This window comes from Pseudarthrobacter sp. Hb11, assembly GCF_059383655.1.
The window spans coordinates 18,360-40,409 of the sequence record NZ_JBWZCM010000009.1; the positions used below are offsets into that span (position 1 = coordinate 18,360).

General features: G+C 65.2%; 19 protein-coding genes and 1 pseudogene. 7 read left to right on the top strand and 13 right to left on the bottom strand.

From position 1 onward, the window contains the following. Window positions 1-43 precede the first annotated feature (43 nt). A complete protein-coding gene (locus tag AC50X7_RS13155; protein ID WP_494979413.1) occupies window positions 44-1,300 on the bottom strand; it encodes an FAD-binding protein in 1,257 nt (418 codons plus the stop codon). Window positions 1,301-1,693: 393 nt separating this feature from the next. Between AC50X7_RS13155 and treS the strand changes: the two genes are divergently transcribed. After that, window positions 1,694-3,892, top strand: coding sequence for a maltose alpha-D-glucosyltransferase (gene treS / locus AC50X7_RS13160; RefSeq protein ID WP_494979507.1), 2,199 nt, complete (start codon window positions 1,694-1,696; stop codon window positions 3,890-3,892). Between the two features lie 59 nt (window positions 3,893-3,951). Here treS and AC50X7_RS13165 read toward each other — a convergent pair whose 3' ends face one another. The 3 genes from AC50X7_RS13165 to AC50X7_RS13175 form a co-directional block, all read right to left on the bottom strand. Further along, entirely contained in the window at window positions 3,952-5,232 is a 1,281-nt protein-coding gene (locus AC50X7_RS13165) for a Y-family DNA polymerase (RefSeq protein ID WP_494979508.1), read from the bottom strand. A 27-nt stretch (window positions 5,233-5,259) separates the two neighbouring features. After that, window positions 5,260-5,691 carry a LexA family protein gene (locus tag AC50X7_RS13170; RefSeq protein WP_494979414.1) on the bottom strand — a complete coding sequence of 144 codons (432 nt, stop codon included), beginning with the start codon at window positions 5,689-5,691 and terminating at the stop codon, window positions 5,260-5,262. Between the two features lie 73 nt (window positions 5,692-5,764). Next, complete coding sequence (locus tag AC50X7_RS13175) at window positions 5,765-6,469, bottom strand: alpha/beta fold hydrolase (RefSeq protein WP_494979415.1); 705 nt, start codon at window positions 6,467-6,469, stop codon at window positions 5,765-5,767. Between the two features lie 232 nt (window positions 6,470-6,701). On the opposite strand from AC50X7_RS13175, the gene AC50X7_RS13180 reads away from it, so the two are divergent. Beyond that, complete coding sequence (locus AC50X7_RS13180; RefSeq protein WP_494979416.1) at window positions 6,702-8,291, top strand: sodium-dependent transporter; 1,590 nt, start codon at window positions 6,702-6,704, stop codon at window positions 8,289-8,291. After that, a complete protein-coding gene (locus AC50X7_RS13185) occupies window positions 8,288-8,425 on the top strand; it encodes a methionine/alanine import family NSS transporter small subunit (protein WP_307097375.1) in 138 nt (45 codons plus the stop codon). Before AC50X7_RS13180 ends, AC50X7_RS13185 begins: the two co-directional genes overlap by 4 nt. A gap of 56 nt (window positions 8,426-8,481) precedes the next feature. Here AC50X7_RS13185 and rsgA read toward each other — a convergent pair whose 3' ends face one another. After that, complete coding sequence (gene rsgA, locus AC50X7_RS13190) at window positions 8,482-9,648, bottom strand: ribosome small subunit-dependent GTPase A (RefSeq protein WP_494979417.1); 1,167 nt, start codon at window positions 9,646-9,648, stop codon at window positions 8,482-8,484. A 335-nt stretch (window positions 9,649-9,983) separates the two neighbouring features. After that, window positions 9,984-10,220 carry a zinc-ribbon domain-containing protein gene (locus AC50X7_RS13195; protein WP_307097373.1) on the bottom strand — a complete coding sequence of 79 codons (237 nt, stop codon included), beginning with the start codon at window positions 10,218-10,220 and terminating at the stop codon, window positions 9,984-9,986. Window positions 10,221-10,364: 144 nt separating this feature from the next. On the opposite strand from AC50X7_RS13195, the gene AC50X7_RS13200 reads away from it, so the two are divergent. Further along, a complete protein-coding gene (locus AC50X7_RS13200; protein ID WP_494979418.1) occupies window positions 10,365-11,516 on the top strand; it encodes a GGDEF domain-containing protein in 1,152 nt (383 codons plus the stop codon). A gap of 17 nt (window positions 11,517-11,533) precedes the next feature. On the opposite strand, the gene AC50X7_RS13205 is transcribed toward AC50X7_RS13200, so the two are convergent. After that, entirely contained in the window at window positions 11,534-13,066 is a 1,533-nt protein-coding gene (locus AC50X7_RS13205) for a SulP family inorganic anion transporter (RefSeq protein ID WP_494979419.1), read from the bottom strand. A gap of 324 nt (window positions 13,067-13,390) precedes the next feature. Here AC50X7_RS13205 and mptB point away from each other — a divergent pair, with 324 nt between their 5' ends. Next, complete coding sequence (gene mptB, locus AC50X7_RS13210; protein WP_494979420.1) at window positions 13,391-15,013, top strand: polyprenol phosphomannose-dependent alpha 1,6 mannosyltransferase MptB; 1,623 nt, start codon at window positions 13,391-13,393, stop codon at window positions 15,011-15,013. 14 nt (window positions 15,014-15,027) lie between these two features. On the opposite strand, the gene AC50X7_RS13215 is transcribed toward mptB, so the two are convergent. After that, a complete protein-coding gene (locus AC50X7_RS13215) occupies window positions 15,028-16,251 on the bottom strand; it encodes a glycosyltransferase 87 family protein (RefSeq protein WP_494979421.1) in 1,224 nt (407 codons plus the stop codon). A gap of 61 nt (window positions 16,252-16,312) precedes the next feature. Continuing rightward, window positions 16,313-17,575 carry a glycosyltransferase family 87 protein gene (locus AC50X7_RS13220; protein ID WP_494979509.1) on the bottom strand — a complete coding sequence of 421 codons (1,263 nt, stop codon included), beginning with the start codon at window positions 17,573-17,575 and terminating at the stop codon, window positions 16,313-16,315. A gap of 388 nt (window positions 17,576-17,963) precedes the next feature. Here AC50X7_RS13220 and AC50X7_RS13225 point away from each other — a divergent pair, with 388 nt between their 5' ends. After that, window positions 17,964-18,167, top strand: coding sequence for a hypothetical protein (locus AC50X7_RS13225; RefSeq protein WP_494979422.1), 204 nt, complete (start codon window positions 17,964-17,966; stop codon window positions 18,165-18,167). A gap of 25 nt (window positions 18,168-18,192) precedes the next feature. On the opposite strand, the gene AC50X7_RS13230 is transcribed toward AC50X7_RS13225, so the two are convergent. Further along, window positions 18,193-18,453, bottom strand: coding sequence for a DUF3072 domain-containing protein (locus tag AC50X7_RS13230; protein WP_494979423.1), 261 nt, complete (start codon window positions 18,451-18,453; stop codon window positions 18,193-18,195). Window positions 18,454-18,649: 196 nt separating this feature from the next. Between AC50X7_RS13230 and AC50X7_RS13235 the strand changes: the two genes are divergently transcribed. Then, the gene (locus tag AC50X7_RS13235) at window positions 18,650-20,179 is read left to right on the top strand and encodes an FAD-dependent monooxygenase (protein ID WP_494979424.1); all 1,530 of its coding nucleotides are present in this window, start codon (window positions 18,650-18,652) and stop codon (window positions 20,177-20,179) included. Here the strand turns inward: AC50X7_RS13235 and AC50X7_RS13240 are convergent. From AC50X7_RS13240 to AC50X7_RS13250, 3 genes and pseudogenes are all read right to left on the bottom strand, one after another. Beyond that, a complete protein-coding gene (locus tag AC50X7_RS13240; protein WP_494979425.1) occupies window positions 20,176-20,910 on the bottom strand; it encodes an SDR family NAD(P)-dependent oxidoreductase in 735 nt (244 codons plus the stop codon). The two genes, AC50X7_RS13235 and AC50X7_RS13240, sit on opposite strands and share 4 nt — an antisense overlap. A gap of 13 nt (window positions 20,911-20,923) precedes the next feature. Continuing rightward, the gene (locus AC50X7_RS13245; RefSeq protein WP_494979426.1) at window positions 20,924-21,328 is read right to left on the bottom strand and encodes a VOC family protein; all 405 of its coding nucleotides are present in this window, start codon (window positions 21,326-21,328) and stop codon (window positions 20,924-20,926) included. A gap of 387 nt (window positions 21,329-21,715) precedes the next feature. After that, window positions 21,716-22,030, bottom strand: a pseudogene (locus AC50X7_RS13250) (cobalt transporter); the annotation flags it as partial. Window positions 22,031-22,050 lie beyond the last annotated feature (20 nt).

Here is a 22,050-nt window from a genome sequence, read left to right on the forward strand (position 1 = left end):
ACGTCTGCACCCCGTCCGCCGAGGCGGACCTGGGAACTGACCGTCAGCGCGCGCTCGCCGCCGGGACGCCGAGGATGGTGTCCAGCAGTCCGTTGCGGAACTTGCCCTCGGGATCGTGCGCGGAGGCCAGGGAGCGGAACCCAGCGAAGCGGGGGTACAGCGACTCCCAGTCGTGGCCGCCGGGGGAGAACAGCTTGCCCCAATGCGGCCGGGCGCCGAAGGGCCGGAGCAGATCCTCCAGTTCCGGAAGGAGGGCTTCCACCTCGGGCTGCAGCGGCTTCCAGGTGAAGTGCAGCGCAACACTTTGTTGCCGGTAGAAAGGGCTCAACCAGAACTCGTCCGCGGCTCCCGTGCGGATCTCCGAGACAAACAGCAGCGGCGCCAGCTTGTCTGCGAGGCTGCGGACTGCCCCTAGTGCTGCCGGCGCGTGCTGCAGCGGCAGGATGAATTCGCTCTGGAGTTCCTCGCCCTTGCTGGGAGTGAACTCGTGCCGGAAGTGCGGCAGCCGGTCCAGCCACTGCCCCGGCTCATCAAGCTGTATGGTGCAGTTCTCGGCGGACATGTCGGGCAGGGGGTGCCTGGGGAGCAGTGCCGCCGTCGCGCCGAACAGTTCGGTCAGCGGAGGCTCCGAGTCCAGCGCCTTGAGCCACACCTGGCTGATGGTGTCACCGGCATAATCCGTAAAAAGACTCACGCTGTAGGCGCTGGAGATGAGTTCCGGAAAGTCTGCCAGCGCCCGGTCCCACGGCAGGTTCTCCAGGACGCGCTGGCGCATCTGGAAGCTGGGCTGGACGGACAATTCCAGCCCGGTGACGATCCCCAGGGCACCGAGCCCCACCACGCTGGCCAGGAACTCGTCGCCGTCTGCCCGGGTGAGCGTGACGGATTCACCCGAGGGCCGGACCAGGTCTATGGACTGCACCGCATCAGCCAGCGACGGGTTGTTGACCCCGGAGCCGTGGGTTCCCGTCTGCACCGCCCCTGCGACGGAGATGTGCGGCAGCGAGGCCAGGTTGTGAATGGCGAAACCGGACTTCTCAAGGGTGCGGCACAAGGTGCCGTAGCTGACACTTCCATTGACCCGCACGGTACTGTTTTCCGGGTCCAGGGCTATGTGCTGGGGCAGGGCGTCGAGCAGCACGTGGACGCCATCGGTGTCCCCCACGCGGTTGAAGGAGTGGCGTGATCCCAAGGCCTTGACCCGGCCCGCCCGCTCCACAATCCGTGCCAGCTCCGCCACCGACTTTGGCCGTTCGACGGTCGCGGAGGAGTATTCGAGGTTTCCTGCCCAGTTCTTCAATGAATCAGCTTTCCGGTGGGGTCTGTGACGGCCTTCTCAACTGTCAGCGCTCACAATCGGCATGTCAAGGCGGTTCCACCGCGCACGATGCCGTGGTCCGGGCCGTGATGGGACGGCCGGCGCTGTCTGTTGAGGTTCTGCGGCACGGGATGCATTTCTACAGGCTTTCCCGGGTACGGACATCCTGAGCCGCCACTCACCGGAAATTCATCGCCCGGCGCCGTTCGGCCAGCCGTTGAATCATGGCAGAGTGGAATGCAGTCAAGTTGAGGGAGGAACTCAGTGTCTGAACTGGGAAAAGCTACTGCCAGCGTCTCTGAGGGGGATGCAGTAGAGCTAGCGGGGGAAACCGGCGGTGTGACTGAAGTGGAGGCCGCGGAAGCTGCCGAGCTTATGGAGGCCCCGGAAGCGCCGGAAATCACCTTTGATGAGCAGTTCTATCCGGCACGGCCCAAAGCGTTGCGCCCTGTGGCACGCCGCCGGCAGTACTTCGCCAACGCACCGTCGCTGGAACTCGACGGACTCAACAAAACCTACGTGGAGTGGCTGAGGAACCAAGCCATGCTCGGCGACGCGAATGTCCTCGCCCGGCAGCTGTCAGGGCAGGCGAGCATGTGGCAGCACTCCTTCGCGCACCCCAACCCGAGGGCCGCCGTCGAACGCGCCTCGGTATGGTTCACCGCCTACCCCCTGTCCTTTATGACGACACCGGGACAATCCTTCCTGGGGGCGCTCGGCGACCCGGAGCTGTGGAAGACGTTCCGCGAGATCGGCATCCGTGCAATCCACACCGGCCCGGTGAAAAAAGCCGGCGGGCTGCAGGGGTGGGCTGAAACGCCCAGCGTGGATGGCCACTTTGACCGCATCAGCATGGCCATCGACCCGCTGTTCGGTTCGGAGGACGAGTTCCGCCGGATGTGCGAGGTTGCCGGCGAACACGACGGCACCATCATCGATGACATCGTCCCGGGGCACACCGGCAAGGGCGCGGACTTCCGCCTCGCCGAGATGAATTACCGGGATTACCCCGGCATTTACCACATGATCGACATTCCGGAATCGGACTGGCACCTGCTGCCGGACGTCCCGCCGGGCGAGGACTCGGTCAACATCAGCCCTGATGCGGAGCAGGCCCTGCAGAAGGCCGGGTACATCATCGGCAAGCTGCAGCGGGTCATCTTCTATGAACCCGGTGTGAAGGAAACCAACTGGAGCGCCACCCGCGCCATTGTGGACACCACCGGCCAGAAGCGCCGCTGGGTGTACCTGCACTACTTCAAGGCCGGGCAGCCTTCCATCAACTGGCTGGACCCAACCTTCTCGGGCATGCGCCTGGTGGTGGGTGACGCCCTGCATTCACTGCTGGACCTGGGCACCGGTGCCCTGCGGCTGGATGCGAACGGCTTCCTTGGCGTGGAAAAGAGCGCCGAGGAACAGCCCGGCTGGTCCGAAGGGCATCCGCTCTCCGAGGCCGCCAACCAGCTCATCGGCAGCATGGTGCGCAAGGTGGGCGGTTTCTCGTTCCAGGAACTGAACCTCACCATCGATGACATCAAGGCAACCTCGGAAACGGGCCCGGACCTGTCCTACGACTTCATCACCCGGCCCGGCTACCACTACGCCCTGGTCACCCAGGACACGGAATTCCTGCGGCTCACCCTGAAGCTGGCCATGGAGATTGGCGTGGACCAGGCGTCGTTGGTGCACGCGCTGCAGAACCACGATGAACTGACCTACGAACTGGTGCATTTCGCCACCCGGCACAAGGACGACGTCTTCCAGCTGGGTGGTTCCGAACTGACCGGCACGGAGCTGACGGAACACGTCCAGGACACGCTGCGGACGGCGCTCACGGGCGAAAACGGGCCCTACAACGCGGTGTTTACCACCAACGGCATTGCCTGCACCACCGTCAGCGTCATTACTGCTGCTTTGGGCATCAAGGACATCTCGGCGCTGACGGACGAGCAGATCGAGACGGTGCGGGAAGCCCACCTGCTGCTGGCCATGTACAACGCGCTGCAACCCGGGGTCTTCGCACTGTCCGGTTGGGACATGATGGGCATGACCACGCTGGACAGGGCGCAGGTTGGTGAGCTGACGTCCCAGGGCGATACCCGGTGGATCAACCGGGGCGCCCACGACTTGATGGGCACCAACGCCGAAGCCACCGTCTCCGCTTCCGGGATGCCGCGGGCACGCAGCCTTTACGGTCCCCTGCCCGAGCAGCTCAAGGACGACCAGTCGTTCGCGCGGCGGCTCCAGAAAATCCTCAGGGTGCGTGAGGAGTGGGGAATTGCCACCAGCCTGCTCCTGGATGTTCCGGACGTTTCCCACCGGGGCCTGCTGGTGATGGTGCACCGGCTCGCGTCCGGGCAGATCCAGGTGACCGTGCTGAACTTCTCCGGTGAAACCATCATGGGCAGTGTCCACTCCACCCACCTCCAGGCCGGCGCCCAGGTCCAGGACCTCTTCACCGAGCAGACCGTGGGGCAGGTGGACGACCTGCACAGTTTCTTCATCGAGCTCGGCGCTTACCAGGGCACGGCGCTGTTGATCGAGGATCTGGCCAACGACGAGGACGAAGCGTAAGGAAGGCCGAGACAGCGTGACCCGGGGGTGCGCCCCCGGGTCACGGCGGACCCAGGAAGCTAGGCTGCTTTGACGAGCGGGAGCTCATCCCAGTGGGTGGTGTACCTGGGGGAGCGCATGTCCCGTTTCATGGTCCAGTCCGGTCCGCCGCGGATCCCCGCGTGGCCCAGGCCGATGGAGCCGCGGCCGTACCGGCGGGTGACGTCCTCCAGCAGTGGCCCGATATGCCGCTCCTCATGCGGGTTCTCAAAGGGCTCCAACGGCTTTTGGTTGCCGCTGGGGCGAAGATCGGTGACCATGATGCCGGCGCGGGCGTATTTGATGCCGTCGATGATGGCGGGCAGCAGCGCGTGGGCGGCTTTGGTGAGGATGACGGGATCCGCCGTCGGCATCGGAAGCGGAACGCAGACGGAGGGGAAGGACGTCCCCTGCGCGTTGAACTGGGATGTTCCGGCGAACGCGGTGAGGACCTTCGCCTGCAGGTTGTGCTTGGCGAGACGGCCGCTGGCCATCTGGGCGTAGACGCTGAGGACCTGCCGCACATCGTGCGCCCTCGTGATGGGGGTGGAAAACGAGCGGGAGTAAATCAGCTGGTCGCGGCCCACCCGGGCTTCCTCCATGGGGATGCACGGCGTCCCCTGCAGTTCGAGCACGGTCCGCATCATCACCACGGAGAAGCGGTCGCGGATCAGGACGGGGTCCGCACGCTTGAGGTCAAGGATGGAATGGATGCCCATGGTGTTGAGGCGTCTGGTGATCCGAGCCGCCACACCCCAGATCTCCCCGACGGAGAGCCTTGCCATCAGCGCCTCCTGCTGTTTTGGGGGCACTGAATCCCAGCGGCAGACGCCGCCGAACGCGGGATTGTGCTTGGCCCACTGGTTGGCCAGCTTCGCCAGGGTCTTGGTGCGGGCGATCCCCACGCAGACCGGGACTCCGACATTCCGGGCTACGGCGGCTTTGATGGTCCGGCCAAGCCCCAGCAGGTGCTCCGGCGTGCCTTTTACTCCCAGGAAGGCTTCGTCGATGCTGTAGATTTCCAGCCAGGCGGAGTACCGGCCCAGCAGTTCCATCACGCGGGCGCTGATGTCCCCGTACAGTTCATAGTTGCTCGACTTCGCTACCAGGCCCCATTCCTTGGCCCGCGGTGCGAGCTTGAACCAGGGCTCGCCGACTCCAATGCCGAGGGCTTTCGCCTCGGGGGAGCGGGTGACGGCGCAGCCGTCATTGTTGGAAAGAACAATCAGCGGCTTGCCCTCAAGGGAGGGGTCGAAGGCACGTTCGGCGCTGGCGTAGAAACAGTTCACGTCCACATGCGCGATTTCGGGCAGCTGACGCATGATCGCCGGCCGGGTCACTGGCGCCCCCTAGACATGGTGAAGGCACCTGGTGGCCACGCCCCAGATGGTGAGCTCACTGAGGTCCGAGACCTTGATGTCCGGGTACTTGGGGTTCTCGGCCTGCAGCACCACGCCCGTGGCAGTGATGCGAAGCCGCTTTACCGTCAGCTCCCCGTCCAGAACCGCGATCACCACGCAACCGTCTTTGGGTTGCAGCGCCCTGTTGACGATCAGTTCGTCGCCGTCGCTGATTCCGGCGCGCTCCATCGAGTCGCCGGTGACGCGGACGACGAAGGTGCTGGTGATGTCCTTGATCAGGTGCTCATTCAGGTCTATCCGCCCGTCAAAGTAGTCCTGGGCGGGCGACGGGTAACCCGCAGCTACCGGCACCGGGGACACCCACGCCAGCTGCAAAGAGAGACCCGCATCTATCACGCGGGGACCGACAATAATGCCCACAACACACCCTTATTCGAATATATGTTCGATACCTTGAGTGTACAGCGGCAGGGCGACAATAACGACGGCGGCGCTACCCCCTCCGCTCCACTGCCGCCAGGATGGCCTGGCCCAGTTCCGCGGGTTTGGTGAACTGGGGCCAGTGTCCGGTGGGGAGGTCCACGTACTCCACGTCGCGCATCCGGCCGAGTTCGGCAACGAAGGGGTGGCCGCCATCGATCCATTCTTTCAGCATGGCGGATGGAAACTCGCAGGCGATGATGGTGGCCGGGACGTCGTAGCGGCGCTCATCGCTCAGGTGCTGCTGGTCGTATGCCACGCCTTTGGGCTGGGGGATGGCCCGCGCCCGGAAGGCTTCGCGCAGCCCGTCATCAAGATCCACCAAGTCGGCGTCCTCGAAGCCCTCCCACGGCGGAAGCGGAATGTCGTCGCCGTCGGCCTCCAGTTCATCGTTGATGACGCCCCCTTCGCCGAGCGGGCCGCTGTCCACATAGATGGCGCGTTCCACTCGGTTGGGACGGGCATCCAGGGCGCCGTGGATGATGGCACCGCCGCCGGAATGCCCCACGAGGACAACCTTGCCCTCCAAAGCATCGAGGGCGGCCACCACTGCGTCGATATGGTCCCGCAGGCCTATCCCGGTACGGCTCGCATCGACGGATTCCATGCCGGGAAGCGTGAGCGGATGCGTCCGGTGGCCGGCGGCGTTCAGGGCAGGCGTCACGTCCTCCCAGGATGAGGCGTCCAACCAGAAACCGGGTACCAGGATGATGTCCATGACGGAACCCTACTACCCGGGTAGGACGCAAGTCCCGCAGCCGGCGGTTCCTTGCGGGGCGGGACTTGCACAGGGGCTTCCCGGAGGGGCGGCAACCGCAGTAAAGTCCCGAAATAGCCACTGCACCGGACATTCACCTCTATTGGAGAGAGCTTCACATGAACCGGAAGGAATATCGCCGCAGCGCCCACGGCGTCCCCCAGGCCCGGGCAAACGTCGGGGGTGGGGCAGCATGAGCAGCACCCCCGCAGCCAGCTCGCCCCGGCCCGGCTCGGCCGCACCAACGAAGCGCGAGACCTTTTCCACACGCAGGCTCTTTATCCTCTCCGCCATTGGCTCAGCCGTGGGACTGGGCAACATCTGGCGATTTCCCTACATCGCCTATGACAACGGCGGCGGTGCCTTCCTCATCCCTTACCTTGTGGCATTGCTGACGGCAGGAATCCCGCTGCTGTTCCTCGACTACGCCGTGGGCCATAAGTTCCGTGGCTCCGCTCCGCTGGCCTACCGTCGGCTCAGCCGCGTTGCCGAGCCGTTGGGGTGGTGGCAGGTTCTGGTCTGCTTTGTCATCGCGGCCTATTACGCGGTGATCATCGCGTGGTCCGTGATGTACACCATCTTTTCCTTCACCGAGGCATGGGGCGACGACGCCGAGGGCTACTTTTTCGGAAGCTTCCTTAGGGTAGCCGAGGCGCCGGGCATCGGGTTCAACTACGTGCCCTCCGTTTTCTTCCCGCTGCTGCTGATCTGGATCGCAGTAATCGTCATCATGGTGGCGGGGATCCGTAAGGGCATCTCACGAGCAAACTCCATCCTGCTCCCGCTGCTGGTGGTGATGTTTGTGCTGCTGGTGGTCCAATCGCTGTTCCTCCCAGGCGCCGCAGAAGGGCTGAACGCGTTCTTCACCCCTGATTGGTCCGCCCTGGCCGATCCGTCCGTTTGGGCTGCGGCCTACGGCCACATATTCTTCTCGCTCTCGGTGGGTTACGGCATCATGGTTACCTACTCCTCTTACCTGAAGCGCAGGACGGACCTCACCGGTTCCGGCATGGTGGTTGCCTTCGCGAATTCTGGGTTCGAGATCCTGGCCGGTATCGGCGTGTTCGCCGCCTTGGGTTTTATGGCCCAGGCCGCGGGGGCCGGCGTCAATGACGTAGTGACCCAGGGCATCGGTTTGGCATTCGTCGCGTTCCCTACCATCGTTTCCCAAGCTCCGTTCGGGGCCGTCATGGGGGTGCTGTTCTTCGGATCCCTGGTGTTCGCGGGGGTCACATCACTAATCTCCGTGCTCGAGGTTATCGTCGCGGCCGTGCAGGACAAGCTCGGCTGGGGGCGTATCAAGGCTTCCCTGGTGGTCAGCGTGCTGGTCGGGGCAGTGTCTTTGGCACTGTTCCCCACAGCAACGGGCCTCTACCTCCTGGACACCTCCGATGCGTTCGTCAACAGCTTCGGCATTACGCTCGGCGCGCTGGTGACCGTAGTGGTGCTGGCCTGGTTCCTGCGCAGGCTGCCGCTGTTGTCAGCACACCTCAACGGCGTATCAACCATTAAGATGCGCCGTACGTGGATGGTACTGGTGGCCGGTGTGGTGCCACTCGCGCTGATCTACATGGTGTCCAACGAATTCATCAGCAAGATTTCCACGACGTACGAGGGCTATCCTGAGTGGTTTGTGGGCCTGTTCGGCTGGGGCATGGCTGGCGGCCTCGTGGTCCTGGCGCTGGTCTTGACCTTCATTCCCTGGAGTCGCACATCCAAAGCGCACCATGACCCGGAGTACCAATCCATGATGGACGAGGAAGAAGAGGAAGCGGCACGATGACGCCGATCGCGATAACCATGATGATCATCGCCATCCTCACAGTATGGGGCGGTCTGCTGTTGGCGTTGCTCAACCTGAAGCGGCACCCGGAGGATGAGGGCGCGCTGCCCGAAGAGCACGCCCCGGAGCTCTAACACCGGTTTGGCGTCAAACCAGCGGCTGATCGCATGCAGACGACCGCAGCACACCATCAGCGCCGCTTGCGGCTCGCACGGTCCTTCCGCTCCGCCGTCTCCCGCTCGGCCCACCGCTGGGACTTCCCCGCCGTCACCACCTTCTGGTGCCACTCCCGCTGGTAGGCGCGCTGCGCCGCGGCGTCGCTGCGGCGGGCCAGGGCGGCCAGTTCGCGCTGCAGCTTCAGGTAGTTGTGCCAGCGGCGTTCCTCCAGCCCGCCGTCGGCAATGGCCTCCTGCACGGCGCAGCCGGGCTCGCCCTGGTGGGCGCAGTCCGCAAACCTGCACTGACCCGCCAGCTCCTCGACGTCGCCGAACATCTCGCCGAGGCCGTCCTCGGCGTCGAACAATCCGAAGCCCCGCACCCCGGGGGTGTCCATCAGGACCGTCCCGTTCGGCAGGGGCACGAGTTCCCGCGACGTGGTGGTGTGCTTCCCCTTGAAGTCGCCGGTCCGAACCTCCCCGGTGTGCTGGACTTCGCGGCCCACCATGGCGTTGATGAGCGTGGACTTTCCGGCGCCGGACGGCCCAAGGAGGACGATGGTGCCGCCCGCCGGAATGTGTGCCAGCATCTCGTCGATGCCGTCGCCGTTCTCCGCGGAGGTGGTGACCACGTCCACGCCTGCCGCCTGCAGGATGACCTTGCCGACGACGTCGTCCGCCACATCCGCGAGGTCCGCCTTGGTGATGATCACCAGGGGAGTGGCACCGGAGTCCCACGCCGCGACGAGCGTGCGTTCCAGGCGGTTGTGCGTGAGCGGCCGGTCCACGGGCACCACCACGCCCACCATGTCCATGTTCGCAGCCAGCAACTGCGCCGCGGAGGAGTCCTCGAAGGCACGCTTGCGGCTGAGTTCCGAGCGGCGCGGAAGGACGCCCAGGATCTGGCGGTCACCGGCCCTGTTGGGCCCGATCCAGACCCAGTCGCCGGTGACTGCCGTTTCCCCTGTCAGCGGGTAGGGCAGGTGCAGCAGGTCTGGACCGGCTGCCACCAGTAAAAGGTTGCGGTCCACCCGGACCACGCGGCCCGGCTCGGTTGCGTCCGGGACGGGATGGTTTTGGAAGTGGCGGGCGACGGCGGGGGTGTAGCCGTAGAGGAGCGGGCCGTTGCCTGCGCTGGTGACCAAGTTGTTAGTGCTTGAGATGTTGGTGCTGTCCAGGGCGCTGCCTGACGATGTGTTCACTGTGATACCTCATGGGAATGCCCCTGCGCACCGGCCGCTTTTGGCCTGGGTGTTGGCGCTCCGCGGAGAGGTCAGGCGGGGCCGGTGCGGTACAGGGGAAGGGTTTGGATGAGGGTTGCGGAGCGCTGTGGGCGCACGGCTGTAACAGTCATCAAAAACACCTCCCTTCCCGCAGAGGGGGCCGGCATCAGGTCCCTCAGTTGTGAAGCCCATCGGCTTCCGGCTGGCCGGCACCGCCGTCTGGGGGTGCGGATCCGGTCCTACTGTAGTAGCAGGCGGCGGGATCCGCCAGAGTTTCCTGCGCACCGTCCCCAAGGTATGGGTGGTCGCTCCGCCTAGCGTTGCAGTTCCAGCGCCCGCTTCTCCCGCGCAGAGATCCTCGAGACGTAGCCGCAGTTTGTACACGTGATCTGGTAGGACCGCGAGGTGGTGAACACCGGGATGAAGAAGAGCGTGAACTTGGTGGCCTTCTCCTCGAGGTGGTGGTGGACGAACGAGCGGCAGTACTGGCAGGTGGCCGGCTTACCGGGGAGGGCCTTCAGCACTGTCTTGAAACCAAAAAGAAGGAGCATGGGTTTTGCCTTTCGGTGGTCCTGCGGGCTGTCTGGCAACCTTAGGCCCTGCACAAGCCGAAGCGGATATCCTGACAGGCTCCCGCGCCGGTGCAATACTTGGGGTCGGCACGCATTTTCCGCATTCGGGGGGACTACGGTTACATGGTTCTGGATACCGCGACCCTGAGAATCGCGTTTGGCCTGATGGCCCTGGTTCTGGTGTTCCTCTTCTACTTTTCCGCCTACCGGACCACGCGCTCGCCGTACAGCGGCTGGTGGTGCCTGGCGTTGATATTCTTCCTCTCCGGATCGGCGTGCTTCCTTCTGGACCGTACCCCGCAACAGGTATGGGCAAACCCGCTGGGCAACGTGCTGCTGGTGCACGGCGGCGTCGCGGTGTGGGCAGGTGCGCGCTCGCTGCGGACGGTCCCGCCCCCAAAGTGGGCCTTCACCGGCATTCCCCTGGTTACCCTGATCGCCTCCGTCCTGGACAACCCGGCCACCAATACCTGGTCCGGCGGGCCGGTGTTCCTGGCAGCTATGGGCCTGACCATCGGCCTGGCATCCCGCGAGCTGTGGCGCCTGGAACCAGGATATTCACGCGTTCGGATCCCCATGGCCATGGCCGCCGGCGGTCTGGCGGTCTTCTACCTGCTGCGCTGGGCTGCCTTCCTGATGGAGGGCCAGAATGGCCCCACCTTTGTCACCATCTTCGGCTCCGCCGTCACGACGTTGGTGACAATGGTGCTGTTGGTTGTGGTGTCGTTCAGCATGGCCGCCCTCAGCAGCGAACAGCAGACCCGGGCTCTGCGGGTGGTGGCTTCCCGCGACGACCTCACGGGGCTCCTCAACCGGAAGGCCTTCCTGGACCTGGCGGCCGAGCAGTTGGCCGACCGCACCATCACCCGCGGCTCCGGCACACTCATCCTGGCCGACCTGGACCACTTCAAGTCCGTCAACGACACCTACGGCCACGCCGCCGGTGACCTCGCCCTGCAGTCCTTCGCCGAGGCGTGTACTGACACGGTCCGCTCAACCGACCTGATAGGACGGTACGGCGGGGAAGAGTTTGTCCTCCTGCTGCCCGGCACCAGTGCGGAGCGGGCGGAAACGATCGCCGAGGAAATCAGCAGGCGCCTGGCAGCGGCACCCACGGTGGAGGAGATGGAGATGCCGACGGTCAGTTACGGAATTTCCACGTACGACGCCGGCACAACCGACGTGGACAAGCTCATCGCCGCCGCGGACCGCGCTTTGTACGCCGCGAAGTCACTGGGCCGGAACCGCGTTGCCCGCAGCGACCGGATGCTTTAGGACAGCTACGCCGCGCCCTAGTTGCCGGAGTTGAGCTTTCCGGCCAGCCGTTCACGCATCTGGACGCTGGCGGAGTTCAGGCCGAGCAGTTCCACTTCGCGGCCGTGGCGGCGGTACTTTTCCGTCACGGCGTCCAGCACGGCGATGGTGGAGGCGTCCCACAGGTGCGAGGCGTGCAGGTCCACCACCACGCGGCTGATCTCCGGCTCCGCATCCAGTGCGTAGTCGAACTGCATGTAGAGATCGTTGGACGAGGCAAAAAACAGCTCGCCATCCACTGTGTACATGGCAACGTTTTCGCCATTGATCCCGAGCACCGTCCGCTCAACGGTGACAAAGTGAGCCACCCGCCGGGCAAACATGGCCATGGCGGCCAGCACCCCGACGCCGACGCCGATGGCCAGGTTGTGCGTCGCCACCACCACGCCCACCGTGATCAGCATGACGGCGGTTTCGGACTTTGGCATCCGCCGGAGAGTCCGCGGGGCGATGGAGTGCCATTCAAACGTAATGGCGGAGACGAAGATCATCACCGCCACAAGCGCCGCCATGGGGATGAGGCCCACCACGTCGCCGAGGACCACCACAAGCACCAGCAGGAACACGCCGGCCAGGAAGGTGGACACCCGGCTGCGCGCCCCGGAGCCCTTGACGTTGATCATCGTTTGGCCGATCACAGCGCAGCCGCCCATCCCGCCGAGGAAACCCGTGATGATGTTGGCGACGCCCTGCCCCCACGATTCCCGGGTCTTGTTGGAACGGGTGTCTGTGATGTCGTCCACCAGCTTGGCGGTCATCAGGGATTCGAGCAGCCCCACCAGCGCCATGGACAGCGAAAACGGCGCGATGACCTGGAAGGTCTCCCACGTCAGGGGGACGTTCGGAAGGAAGAACGAGGGCAGGCTTTCCGGCAACTGGCCCTTGTCATTGACGGTGGGCACGTCCAGTCCTGCCACCATGGCAATGACGGTGAGCACCACGATGGCCACCAGAGGTGAGGGCACCGCCGTCGTAATCCTTGGCAGTCCCACTACGATGACCAGGCCGGCTGCAACGAGGGGATAGACCAGCCAGGGGACTCCGACCAGCTCCGGGAGCTGGGCCATAAAGACCAGGATGGCCAGGGCGTTGACGAAGCCCACCATGACGGACCGGGGGATAAAACGCATGAGCCGGGTGACGCCGGCGACGGCGAGGAGGATCTGGAAGACGCCGGCCAGGATGACGGCCGCAATCAGATGGTCCAGTCCGTGGCTGCTCATCAGGGGAGCGATCACCAGCGCCACGGCTCCTGTGGCCGCCGAGATCATGGCGGGACGCCCGCCAACGAAGGAGATGGTCACCGCCATGGTGAAGGAGGCGAACAGGCCTATCCGGGGATCCACGCCCGCAATGACCGAGAAGGCGATGGCCTCGGGAATGAGGGCCAGCGCTACCACCAGCCCGGCCAGGGCCTCCGTCTTCAACCGCCGGGGGGAGCGCAGCGTGGCGCGCACGGACTGCAGTTGCCGGGGCGACGGCGCCTTGTTGTCGGCAGTGGCAACAGCCATGGTGCGGCTCCAATCGGGATTTGAGAATGCGGCAGACGGGGAAGTGCACGCCTTCGCAAGGATGTGGGTGGTCAGGAAGGTGGGCGCTTCCTTGCGCCGGAGTGAAAGAGTCGATCCGGGCATAGGCGGCGTGGCGCGGGCCGGACTCTCCAACTTTACGCGGACCCTCTGAGGAACCTGTATCCGGGCCTGTTGCCAAACTGTGGCTTGCGATGGTTCGTCATCCAGGAGCAGCGGGAAGCCCGGCTGGTAAAATAGCCGGGTTGCAGGGCGGCTTTCTCGCTGGTGCAACCAGCGCCGTAACGAAGTAGGGGACCAACAATCATGTCGGCAGGCGGTGCACACATAGGGACGTCGGAAAGCCAGTCTGGCCAACCGGCCACAGCCGCGGCCGAGCCCGTCAAACGCCGCGCCTACGTGGCAACCATCGAGGGTCTCCTCGGTTCCCTCATGATGTTCGTTGGCTCCATCGGCACCGGCTGGATCGCCAACGGCTCGCCCATGATCCGCCAGCCCGTGGTCATCGCACTCCGCACCGAAGGCTGGGGAGTCACTGTTTCCACCGTGCTGCTGACGGTGGGCGCCATGGTGCTGATGCGTTCGTGGCTGCGGCTGGGGCAACGGCTGGCTGAGTGGGGAAAATCCTCCCTTCGGTCTGTTGTCATCGCCATTTCCGCCTGGTCCCTGCCACTGCTTTTCTGCGTGCCGGTCTTTTCCCGCGACGTCTACGCCTACACCGGCCAGGGCAGGCTGGTGGTGGAGGGCCAAAACCCGTACGAGGTGGGCATTTCCACGCTTAGCAACTGGTTCGCGCTCGGGGCAGACCCTGCCTGGGCTGAGAACAGGACCCCGTACGGCCCGTACTTCCTGTGGCTGGCGCGCGCCGTCGTCGGACTAACCGGCGCCCAGCCCGACGTCTCCGTGCTGCTCTTCCGGCTCCTGGCCGGCGCCGGCGTCCTGCTCTGCGTCATCTACGTGCCTAAGCTCGCGGAGCTGCACGGCATCAACGGGGCGCGCGCGCTCTGGATCTCCGTGGCCAACCCCCTGTTCCTGATCAGCTTCATCGCCAGCGCCCACAATGACGCACTCATGGTGGGGCTCGCCGTCGCCGGCGTCTACTTCGCGGCTACGCGCCGCTACGTGCTGGGCATCCTCCTGGTGACCGCGTCCATCGGGATCAAGCCGATCACCGTGCTCCTGCTTCCGTTCATCGGCCTGATGTGGGCGGGCGCCTCGGCCACCTGGCCGCGCAAGTTCCTCTTGTGGGGCGCGACGGCGGGCATCAGCTTCGCCGCGCTGGCCCTCAGTGGCATCCCGTACAACCTGGGGCTGGGCTGGACCTGGGCCATCATGGACCCCACGCCGGGCTACACGGGCTATTCACCGTCCGGCTTTTTGGGCCAACAGGTGGAGTTCCTTGGAAACGTGCTGGGGCTGCCCGGCGGGACCTTTGCCACCGTACTGAGGACCGGCATGAAATATGCCGCCATCGGACTGGTTCTGCTACTGATGTTCCGCGGCGACTACTCGCGGGTGGTGCGCCGGATGGCCCTGGCGTTCACCGCCGTCGTGATGCTCTCACCCATCATCCAGCCCTGGTACATCCTCTGGTTCGTGCCCTTCCTGGCAGTTACCGGGATCCGTGATGACTGGCAGATCAAGTCGTTCTATGTGGGCGTGACGTTCTTTGTGGTGTTCGGCGCGCAGGACCAGCTCTCGGTATGGTCCTTTGTGGAACTGCCCATTGACGCGTCGTCACTGGCGTTCGTGACGGCCCTGGCATTTACGTTCTACCTTTTATTCCTCGACGTGCATACACGGAAGCTGCTCTTCGAAGGCAAGCCCGTGGACCTGGCAAAGCGGGGCTGGAACTGGGTCCTTGCCAAGCGTGAAGCCCGCCGGATCAGGGCAGAAGAGCCCGGCCGGCAGCAGCTCGGGAGCCGCTGAGCCGAGCCTCCGGATCAGGCGCCGGCGGGCACCGCAGCAGGGGATTTGCGGCCCAGCTCGGCAGTCCGCTTTACCGACCACCACAGCAGCACTGCCAGGAGCACGTTACGGGTGGTGAGGATTGCTGCCATCACGGGATGGGCATGAATCAGCGGCGTGTAGAACAGGGGATAGATCACGAACGTGGTCATGGCGATCCCCATCAGCAGTGCGGCCGGGACCTTCCACCTGTTCCAGTCATGCGTGAGTCCGGCGATGATTACCGGGGCCAGCCAGATGATGAACTGCGGGGAACCCACCTTGTTGAAGACAATGAACGCGGTAACCATCATGAGGGAGCCCTCAAGGAACAGCTCTTCCCGTTCGGCGCCGCGGTTTAGTGCGCGGACCAGCAGGACGGCCGCTCCTGCCGCTGCCAGAATCAGCAGCGGCTGCATCAGGAACGCCGCCACGCTGGCACCCGGGCCGTAGACCTCGGTGGAGTTGATGGCTGTGTTGTCGGCCATCCTTGACCCTGCGATGTTGAAGACGCTCAGCCATACCCACGGCGTGGAGAAGGTGGCCTCCAGCTGCATGCCGCGCTCGCCCTGGTTGGTGAGGAAGTCCATGATGTGCGGCAGTCCGCCGGACAGCCACGTTCCCAGGGCCACCACCGCGGTCACCGCTACGCCGGAAAGGACCACCTGGATGCGCTTCTGGCTGGCAATCACGATGGGCGCCAGCACGGCGGCCGGCCACACCTTGATCCAAGTGGCGATGCTCAGCAGGACGCCCGCCACCACGGGCCGCTTTGCCGCGTACAGCAGCGCGACCAGCACGATGGGAGCGGTGATGCCCTCCACCCGGGCGAAGCTGAGGTAGCCCATGAAGACCGTGAAGAACAGCCACCACCAGGCGGGGGCAATGCCGCTGACCTTCCGCGGGCCGCGGGTGAGGAAGAACAGCCCGATGGCGTTGAGGGCTGTGATGATCAGGAACCAGACCAGCAGATACAGGCTGGGCCCGGCGATGTTGGCGAGGAAGATCGGGATCTGGGCCAGCACGGGGTAAACCCAGGGGCTGATTTTCCCGTCGAGGTCCGCCGGGTTGTAACCGTCCTCAGCCCACTGGCGGTACTGCTCGGTGTCGCTGAAGGTGTCGCCGTGCAGGAAGAAGGATGCCATCCAGCCAAGGAAGTAGAGATGCACGACGGCGAAACCCCACCACACGCTGGAAGGGCGGGCAAACCAGTTCACCACCTTCGCCGGAAGGACTTTGGTGCGGACGCTGACCAGCCGGTCTAAGAACCTCGTGGAAATCTCAGGACTCCTTCAGCGCGGGAGCGGCTGCCGGCGTCTTCTTGCCCAGCAGGTAAAGGCGCCGGACACTCCACAGGAACAGGACCACCAGGAGGACGTTGCGGATGGTCAGCACGAGCGCCATCCACGGGTTGTTGTGGCTGAGGGCGTCGTAGAACAGGGGGTAGATGAAGTACGTGGCCACGGCGATGACGATCAGCATGGCGGCCGGGACCCGCCATTCGCGCCAGCTGTGGGCCAGTCCGACGGCGACGGCCGGGGCCAGCCACACCATGAACTGCGGAGAGCCCACCTTGTTGAACACCACAAACGCGGTGGCGAGGGTGAGGGCGCCGGCCAGGAGCAGTTCGGTGCGGTCAACGCCGCCGTTGCGCTGGTTCCCGTTGTGCAGGGCCCAGAACGTCAGGCCGGCGACCAGCAGTGCGGCGAGGATCAGGAGGGGCTGCATCAGCACGGACATCAGCGCCGTGCCGGGGCCGTCCACCTGCATGGAGTTAATGTCGGTGTTCATGTACATCCTGGAATCACCGATGTTCAGCACGGACAGCCAGAGCCACGGGGTGGTGAACGTGGCCTCGAGCTGCATGCCGCGGTCGCCCTGCTGGGTGAGGAAGTTCAGGAGCTTCGGGAGACTGCCCGCCGCAGCGGCCAGCGCAACCACAACGGCCGACGTCGCAATTCCGGCAAGCACCACCAGGATCCGGTTCTTTACGACGGCGAACAGGGCCAGCATGATGGCGGCCGGCCAGACCTTCACCCAGGTGCCGATGGCCAGCAGGACGGAGGCGATGAACGGCCGGCCCACGCCGTACGCGAGGGCGACCAGGACGAGTGGGGCGGTGAGACCGTCAACGCGGGCGAATCCGAGCCAGCCCATGAGGAAGGTGAAGACCAGCCACCACCAGCCGGCGGGAATCGCCTGGTGATCGCGGCCGCGGTCGGTGAGCTTCAGCAGGGCCCAGCCGTTGAGGAGGGTGGTCATAAGGACCCACAGGAAGAAAAACGGCCCCGGCCCGGCGGCACCCGCTATGGCCATCGGGATCAACGCGAGGATGGGGTAGACCCAGGGGCTGGGGCCGCCGGTGAGGTTGGCTTCGTTAAACCCGGCCATCGCCCAATCGCGGTAGATGAAGGTGTCGCTGAACGCTTCACCGCGGAGTGAGAGCGAGGCCGCGAAGATGAGGAAGACCAGGTGCACCACGATGAACCCGCCCAGCAGGCCGCGCCCGGTGTTCAGGCGGGTCCGGGCTGTTGCGGGAAGGATGACGTTGCGGATCCGGGTGAGATTGCCGAAGATAGCGTCCGTGGAAATGGCGGGATCCTTTGTCAGGTCGTGGCACACGCAGGTTGCTGCGCTGGCGGCGGAGTTCTGCCGCGTGGCGGGTGTTAGGGGGCATCGGAGCCGTCCGGGAACAGCTTCCACGCGCTTCCAACTCTAATTCAACGTGCTTTGGCGCCCGTAATTGGGCACGCTGCTTCAGCGCCCACGGGTCTGACCTGCGGTGATTCTTTACTTGATTATTCAAGTTGCTGGCGGCCTGAACCGTGAGGGACCATGGCAGGCAAGGTACTAAGATCCCTTACTTCACCTGCAGCCTTGGGGAGCGCTGGTGTTTGGCCCGCCAATTCCCCCGATCCACAAAGGTTGCCCCATGAACTTTCCACTGACCCTGACTGTTGCCGACCGCGAGAGCATGGACAGCGAGCTGGACGCTGCCGTCACCGCCGCCAAGGCCCACGCCCTTGCGGGAAGGCGGCACGGCATTCTGGTCACCCGTCTCGGCGTTGACAAGTTCACGGTGGATCTCAGCGATGCCGTTCCCTTCGGCTTCACGCGGGAACACCAGGCCTGGTAAAGGGCCCTCTTTACCTGATGGCTCTCTAGCTTTCCCCGGTGTTGCCGGAGCCGTCCCCGGACACCCTTCCGCTGCGCTGCTGCAACCGGTCAATGTGCTTCGAAGCCTCTGCCTTGCTGAGGTCCGCCGGGAGTTCTTCCCCTGCTTCGCGGGCCAGCGTGTCGAGGTAGCTTCGCTGAGCTGCCGTCATCGGCTCGTCGCCGGTCACCCAGTCTTCCGGATCCCTGTTTAGTCCCGCATCCGGCTCAGGGGTGGGGCTGCCAATGGTTTCGTTGTTTTCACTCATGCCCAGAAGTCTAGGCGCCGCGACTGACAGGGCGAACCTGCACCTCGGTCCTGCACGGTCGTTATCGACGTCCCGCACAGCGGAGCGCGACGCATCCTGCCATTTCCAATGTATCCCCCGGGGTGGGGCTTGCGGCAAGGCCCGGGGACGGCCGGATAATCGCACTGCTGCAACCGGGAGAACTGGAGCGAGAGCGATGACTGATCATGCGGTGGTAATCGTGGGCGGCGGCCCTACCGGGCTGATGCTGGCCGGGGAGCTGGCGTTGGCGGGAGTTGACGCGGCCATTGTGGAGCGCCGTCCCAGCCAGGAGCTCGCCGGTGCGCGGGCAGGGGGCCTGCACTCGAGGACCATCGAAGTCCTGGACCAGCGCGGCATCGCCGGCAGGTTCCTCGCGGAGGGGCAGGTGGCCCAGGTGGCGGGGTTCTCGGGGACCCGCTTTGACCTTAGGGACTTTCCCACCCGCCATCCCTACGGGCTGGGGCTGTGGCAGAACCATATTGAACGCATCCTGGCAGGCTGGGTGGAGGAACTGGCGGTGACCCTCTACCGCGGACGCGAGGTGAGGGGGCTCGCCCGGCACGGCGCCGGCGTCGACATCCAGCTCGCTGGCGGCGGGGAGCTGCGGGCGGACTACCTTGTGGGGTGCGACGGCGGCAGGAGCCTGGTCCGCAAAGCGGCAGGCATTGACTTTCCCGGCTGGGATCCCACCACCAGCGCGCTGATCGCCGAGGTGGAGATGACCGGGCAGCCGGAGTTCGGCGTCCACCAGGATGAGTTCGGCATCCACTCCTTCGGCCGGCGGGAGTACAAGATTGTGGACGGCACGGTGGTCTACGCGGACAACGGGCCGGTGGGTGTCATGGTGACAGAGGAGCGTGTCGGGACCGGCAGCGAGCCCACCCTTCGCGACCTGAGTGCTGCGCTCATCGCCGTCTGCGGGACCGATTACGGCGCCCACAGTCCTATCTGGATTTCCAGGTTCACGGACATGGCGCGGCAGGCCGCTGCCTACCGTGCCGGCCGCGTGTTGCTGGCCGGCGACGCCGCCCACGTCCATGCCCCTGACGGTGGCCAGGGCCTGAACACGGGTGTGCAGGACGCGGTGAACCTGGGGTGGAAGCTGGGGCAGGTGGTCAAGGGGACGGCTCCGGAGAGGCTGCTGGATACCTACCATTCGGAGCGCCACCCGGTGGCCGCGCGGGTGCTGCGGAACACGATGGCGCAGTCGGCGCTCCGCCGTCCTGACCCGCGGATCAGGGCTGCAGGCGAGGTTATTGCCGAGCTCCTCGGCATGGAGGAGCCGCGCAAACGGTTTGCCGCGATGCAGTCCGGCCTGGACATCCAGTACGACTTTGGGGAGGGGCACCCGCTGCTCGGACGCCGCATGCCCGACGTCGACCTTGTCCATTCGGGCGGAACGCAGCCGGTCTATTCGCTGCTGCACGAGGCGCGCGCTGTCCTGCTGAACCTGGGGCGGCCCGGGGTCCTCGACCCGATCCCCCTGCCGCAGCTGGTTCGGCTGGTGGAAGCGCGATACGACGGGTCGTGGGAGCTGCCGGTACTTGGCGAGGTCACCGCTCCCGCTGCGGTCCTGGTCCGGCCCGACGGGCACGTGGCTTGGGTGGGTGAGGGAACGGCGTCGGGCCTCAGGGAGGCATTGGCCAGGTGGTTTGGATTCCCGGACGGAGTAGGGCCGGAGGAAAGCAGCAACCTCGAGGGTTAGGAAAGGCGCTCGCCGGTCACTCGGGCGAGGTGGCCCAGGAGCTCGTTCTGGAACCGCTCATCGTGGACAGCCTGATGGGCCTTGTGCCGCTGCTGGTGGAACCAATATCCACCGCTCGTGAGCGCCTCCTGGTCGTCGCTGGTGGCCAGCCACTCCTGCGTGAGGTGGCCGAGGCGGAGGTCGTCCGGAGCGCCCGGGCCGCCCATTTTGGTGGGCACCCAGCCGGGATCGACGGCACTGCTGAGGACGCCGGGCCATAAGCGGGCGACGGCGGCAGCCAGGGCCGTGACGTGGAGCTTGCTGTCCGAGTAGGTCACCCTGGGGGTGCCTTGGTCGACGCCGTCGGGGCCGCCGAGGCGGGTGTGGCCGCCGCGGTGCATGCCGCTGCTGAGGTAGATCAGCCGGCGCGGGCGGTTGATCAGTGCGGTGAGAAGGTACGGTGCCACTACATTGACCTGAAAGATATTTTGGCCGTGGAGGATGCCGGCGTTGTGGATCACGGCGTCCACAGGATCAATTCGGTTCACCTGGTCCGCGAGATCGCGGGTCTGGTTGATGTCGGAAAGGTCGCCCGTCACGCCTCCCGCGCCGCGGTCAAGAAGGTCCTGCAACGCGGACAGGCGACTGGCGCTCCGCGCGTGCACAATCACGTGGTGGCCTTTATCCAGGAGGGACTCCGCGGTGGCACGTCCCAAGCCGTCAGCCGAGCCGGTGATAAAAATACGTGCCATTAGTCCTCCGCAGCTATTCGGTCTGCCCGTCCGGATGCGCACGCTTGACGCCGGGAGCCGTTGCGCCCTGAAGAACCCAGCGGTTGCCGTCGGGGTCCGTGAAGTAGGCAAACTTCACGCCACCCATGTCCTGGACGTCGCTGATGTTGGCGCCTCGGCGCACCAGCTCGACCTGTGTAGCGTCGATGTCCGGCACCACGAGCTGCAGCCCTTCCAGGCTGCCCGGTGTCATGCTCGTCATTCCCGTGCCGATGACGATCGAAGCAGCGGACCCCGGCGGCGTCAGCTGAACCACCCTCATGCCGGGGATGTGCTCCACGTCGTGGTCGAGGACAAAGCCCAGCATTTCCGTATAAAAGGACTTGGACCTGTCCACGTCGGACACGGGTACCTGCACAACCTCGAGGCGCATCTCCATCCGCCCACAGTACCCTTTGAGGCCTCCTGAAAAGGCCGGAATACGCCCAGTTTTGCTTGGGGGGGTCCAACAAATTCAGGCGGCGGCAGGGCGGGAGGGGCGGGGGGCCTGTTCACGTCCCGGATCGGGGAGAGGTCCCTGGCCGCCGGGCTTGGCATTGCTTGGGGGGCTGCGCTGCCAGGCCCGGCGCACTGACCGGATTGAGTCATTGGGGGTGAAACTCCCCTGCCAGATAAGGACATCTTGACGCCCTGACCTTGCGGAAACCCTTTGCCGGAAACCTTGGAAAAACCTTGCGAAGCGGAACCAGGGCCCCAAGGTTAACAGAACGCATGGTGGGTAACTCGAAAAGGACCGCCGTCAGCAGAGGGGCGGTGCGATGTGCTGCTAGTGGTTACAGCAGGAGCAGGAGTTTTCGCCGTTCCGGCCGCTATCGGATGAGCAGGAGGTGCGCTCGTCCAGGCTCTCGGCGCTGGCAGCGAACGTAGGGGCGCAGCAGTTGTCGCCGCGCCATGCTTCCAGACCCTCCTTGACGGCCACACCGGCAATCACCAATGCGGCGATCGGGTCTGCCCAGGACCAGCCGAGGGTCGCGTGCAGGACAAGGCCGACCAACAGCACGGCCGACAGGTAGGTGCAGAGCAGGGTCTGTTTTGAGTCCGTCACGGCCGGCCGTGATCCGAGCTCACGTCCGGCCCGGCGGTCAGGCGCCGGGGAAAGTT